The organism is Mesorhizobium sp. M5C.F.Ca.IN.020.32.2.1, assembly GCF_004023105.1.
GTDB lineage: Bacteria > Pseudomonadota > Alphaproteobacteria > Rhizobiales > Rhizobiaceae > Mesorhizobium > Mesorhizobium wenxiniae.
The window spans coordinates 1-3,525 of record NZ_RZSX01000683.1 but is presented as its reverse complement, the minus strand read 5'-3'; the positions used below and the strand labels follow the sequence as shown (position 1 = coordinate 3,525).

Here is a 3,525-nt window from a genome sequence, read left to right as displayed (position 1 = left end):
CCTCGCTGTCGCGCCAGCAGCGCGAGGCGGGTATGCGCTACCGTGAGGATTTTCGCGTCTCGGCACAGGACGGTGTCAAGCCGATGGCGCTGACGGAGCGCGTCGACGGCGGCCGCATCGGCGGCGGCGTTGCCGACCGCATCCTGTCGGCCGGCCGCGCCTATGCCGACGCCACCAGCGCGCTTTCGCATTGGGAGGTGTCAGGCGTGGTGCAAAAAGTCTGCTGCCATGGCGAAACGGTGAAGAGCCTCGCCGAACAGACGGGCGAGCCGCGGGACGTTGTGTCCAAACTGCTCAAGGTCGGGCTGGATTTGTTGGCGGTGCATTACGGGATGATGCTGATGCGGCGGCCGCGGGGGTAGGGCGCGAACGGACGGCGGGACGCCGAACCAATGGGTGATCAGGCTAGAGGCGAACCTCGATCCGCCAGCGTCCTCCAATTGAAGGGCGCGGGCTTCTCGACGGCCTGTTACGGTGCGCCATTGCTGGTAGATCGCAATGCCAAAGCCACCGCTAGACCCTCATTTCGCAGACGTGGCGCCGACGTCTTCGGTGCTGACCGCCTATGACGAGTACTGCATGCTGACTTACATCCGGCTGCTCGATGCTTCGGCGGACGGGGCCGATTGGCGTGAGGTCGCCTACACCGTTCTGCACATTGATCCGAACCAGGAGCCGGAACGGGCATTCCGGGCTTGGGCGACGCATCTGGCGCGCGCTCGCTGGATGACCGGGAATGAGGGTTGGCGCCGATCGGCACGATGAGCGGCGTGGATGAGGCCGGAGATCTTTCGTGGAACTGCCGTCCCGGTTTGCCCGTTTAGACAGGAATCCAACTGGGAAGCGCCCGATGAACTCTTGGCAAATCAACACTTTGGAGGCGTGCTGCCTTCTTGCCGTTCCGCTGTCGATGATCCTTACGGTTCTGATAGCGGGTCTTATCCTTGGCTGAATCCCCGCTACACTGTCCAGTGAAGAAGGCTCTTCCCGGCCCGCATCGTGGTACGGGGCAATCGTGGGTTGCGCCTCTACGTCAGCATTTTGCGACGATCAGGCGCCGTAGCGAGCGCTCACCATATACGTTGGGGCTGTTAAGAGACAGGATTAAGGCGTATTAGCGAGTTAGAGTTAACAAAGGGTTTTCAGGTGACGCTGCTTCAAATCTCCTCGATCGCGGCTGAACTCGCGGTCTCCTACGTCACGATTGCACTCACATATCTGGCAGCTGTGTACGCGATTTGCTCCCGCTACTAGCCGCCGCGCGTCCAGTCGGCTTCCAGCACGCGACGCCTGTCGCCCGCCTGGCGCCAAATTTCATCACGGGCGCCCATCGCGACAGCGTCATCTTGGACGCGCATTGCCCAACCTCTCAATCCTTCGCGCGTTCCACGTACGCGCCGTCGGCCGTCATGACCACCACGCGGGTGCCGGCGCTGATGTGCGGCGGTACCAGCGTGCGCACGCCGTTGGACAGCGTCGCCGGCTTGTAGGACGAGGATGCCGTCTGGCCCTTGGTCACCGGCTCGGTCTCGACCACCTCGAAAGTGGCGCGCTGCGGCAGCACCAGCGAGATGGCAATGCCGTTGTGCTGCGAGATCTGCACCGCCATGCCTTCCGTGAGATAAGGCGCCATCTCGCCGACCACGCTTTCTGACACCGCGACCTGGTCGTAGCTCTCCGGGTTCATGAAATGAAAGCCCTCGCCATCGCGGTAGAGGAAGGTGTGCTCGCGCTCCTCGACATAGGCGCGCTCGACCTGCTCGGTGGTGCGGTAGCGCTCCGAAACCTTCACTCCATCGGAGATGCGGCGCATGTCGAGCTGGGTCACCGGCGTGCCCTTGCCGGGATGGATGTTTTCGGCAAAGAGGATCACATAGAGCTTGCCGTCCTTTTCGACGACATTGCCTCTGCGTAGGGAACTGGCGATGACCTTCACGGGCTTCATTCCTAAGAGTGTTGACTGGCCTGGGAGCGCCGACTGGCGCAAATCGGCTGCGGGAGCCGTCCGGTGCGGCCTAGCGCATCTTGGCTGCAATCGCCAGTCCTCGATGCGAATCCTTCTGTCATGACCGCCGCCTCGCCCTGGTGGACGCCTGATGTTCACGCCGACCGCCGGCCGCGGCTGATCCTGCGCAATGCCATCACTGCGGCCCTGCGCGACTGGTTTGCCCGCCGCGACTTCGTCGAGGTGGAGACGGCGGCGCTGCAAATCTCGCCCGGCAACGAGGCGCATCTGTCGGCCTTCGCCACCGATGCGATCGGCCCCGACGGGCAGCATCAGCCGCTCTATTTGCACACATCGCCGGAATTCGCCTGCAAGAAGCTGCTCACCGCCGGCGAGAAGCGCATCTTCAGCCTGAGCGCCGTCTATCGCAACCGCGAGCGCGGCCCCTTGCACCATCCGTCCTTCACAATGCTCGAATGGTACCGGGCTGATGAAACCTATGAGCGCCTGATGGAGGATTGCGCCGGGCTTGTCGCGCTGGCCGCCGAGCGGGCCGGCACAAAGCGTTTCTCCTTTCGCGGCCGCGAGGCCGATCCGTTCGCCGAGCCGGAACGGTTGAGCGTCGCCGAGGCTTTTGCGCGCTATGCCGGCATCGACCTGCTGGCCACGGTCGCCGCCGACGGCAGCACTGATCGTGAGGCGTTGTACACGGCGCTGGTTGCGGTGGGCCTACGCACCGCACCGGACGACAATTGGGCCGATCTGTTCAGCCGGGTAATGGTGGAAAAGATCGAGCCGATGCTGGGGCGGGGGTGCGCCACCATCCTTTACGGCTATCCGATTTCGGAGGCAGCACTTGCCCGGCCGAGTGCGGATGATGCGAGGACCGCCGAGCGCTTCGAGCTCTATTGCTGCGGCGTCGAGTTGGCCAACGCCTTCGGCGAACTGACCGACGCCGCCGAGCAGCGCCGGCGCTTCACCATCGAGATGGACGAGAAGGAGCGCGTCTATGGCGAACGCTATCCGATCGACGAGGATTTCCTCTCCGCACTCGCCATCATGCCGCAGGCAAGCGGCGCCGCACTCGGCTTCGACCGGCTGGTGATGCTGGCGACGGGGGCGATGCGGGTCGAGGATGTGATGTGGACGCCGATGGCGGGTTTGTGAGGCGAGGCGAATTGGCTGAGGGGGACTCTGCCGCTACGCCAAAGGCAAAGATCAGCGCCTGTCCAGCCCGGCCTCGATGACGATATGCTGGCAGACGTTGTCAATGTCAGAATGACGTCATCGTTCCAGAAGCGCAGGATGGTCCAGCCGTCTTGTTCCAGACGCTTTGTCCTCGCCTCATCGCCTTCATTGGCATCGGCATGCTGCGAACCATCGACTTCGACGACAAGTTCCTTTTCCGGGCAAGCAAAGTCGACGATGTAACCAGCGATCGGAAATTGTCTCCGGAACCCGAGCCCATCAGCTGATGGGCGCGAAGCTCATTCCAGAGCTTCAATTCGGCGTCGGTCATGACTTTGCGCATCGACTTGGCATTGGCGCGATTTCGTGGGGCAACCGCGTGTGAGGCATTG

The 3,525-nt window shown here is 63.1% G+C and carries 4 protein-coding genes and 1 pseudogene; 3 read left to right on the top strand and 2 right to left on the bottom strand.

Features of this window, described 5'->3' with window-relative positions; all coding sequences use genetic code 11:
- Both EOA86_RS26930 and EOA86_RS26925 read left to right on the top strand, forming a co-directional pair.
- A partial coding sequence (locus EOA86_RS26930) for a DUF6456 domain-containing protein (protein WP_245497384.1) occupies nt 1-362 on the top strand: 362 nt, incomplete at its 5' end.
- A 136-nt stretch (nt 363-498) separates the two neighbouring features.
- Nucleotides 499-765 carry a hypothetical protein gene (locus EOA86_RS26925; RefSeq protein WP_127209436.1) on the top strand — a complete coding sequence of 89 codons (267 nt, stop codon included), beginning with the start codon at nt 499-501 and terminating at the stop codon, nt 763-765.
- A 604-nt stretch (nt 766-1,369) separates the two neighbouring features.
- On the opposite strand, the gene efp is transcribed toward EOA86_RS26925, so the two are convergent.
- Nucleotides 1,370-1,936, bottom strand: a complete 567-nt coding sequence (gene efp / locus EOA86_RS26920) for an elongation factor P (RefSeq protein ID WP_065008677.1) — start codon at nt 1,934-1,936, stop codon at nt 1,370-1,372.
- Nucleotides 1,937-2,065: 129 nt separating this feature from the next.
- On the opposite strand from efp, the gene epmA reads away from it, so the two are divergent.
- Nucleotides 2,066-3,112, top strand: coding sequence for an EF-P lysine aminoacylase EpmA (gene epmA / locus EOA86_RS26915; RefSeq protein WP_065008642.1), 1,047 nt, complete (start codon nt 2,066-2,068; stop codon nt 3,110-3,112).
- 51 nt (nt 3,113-3,163) lie between these two features.
- On the opposite strand, the pseudogene EOA86_RS26910 reads toward epmA, so the two are convergent.
- Nucleotides 3,164-3,476: pseudogene (locus tag EOA86_RS26910) on the bottom strand (endonuclease domain-containing protein).
- Between the last annotated feature and the right edge of the window lie 49 nt (nt 3,477-3,525).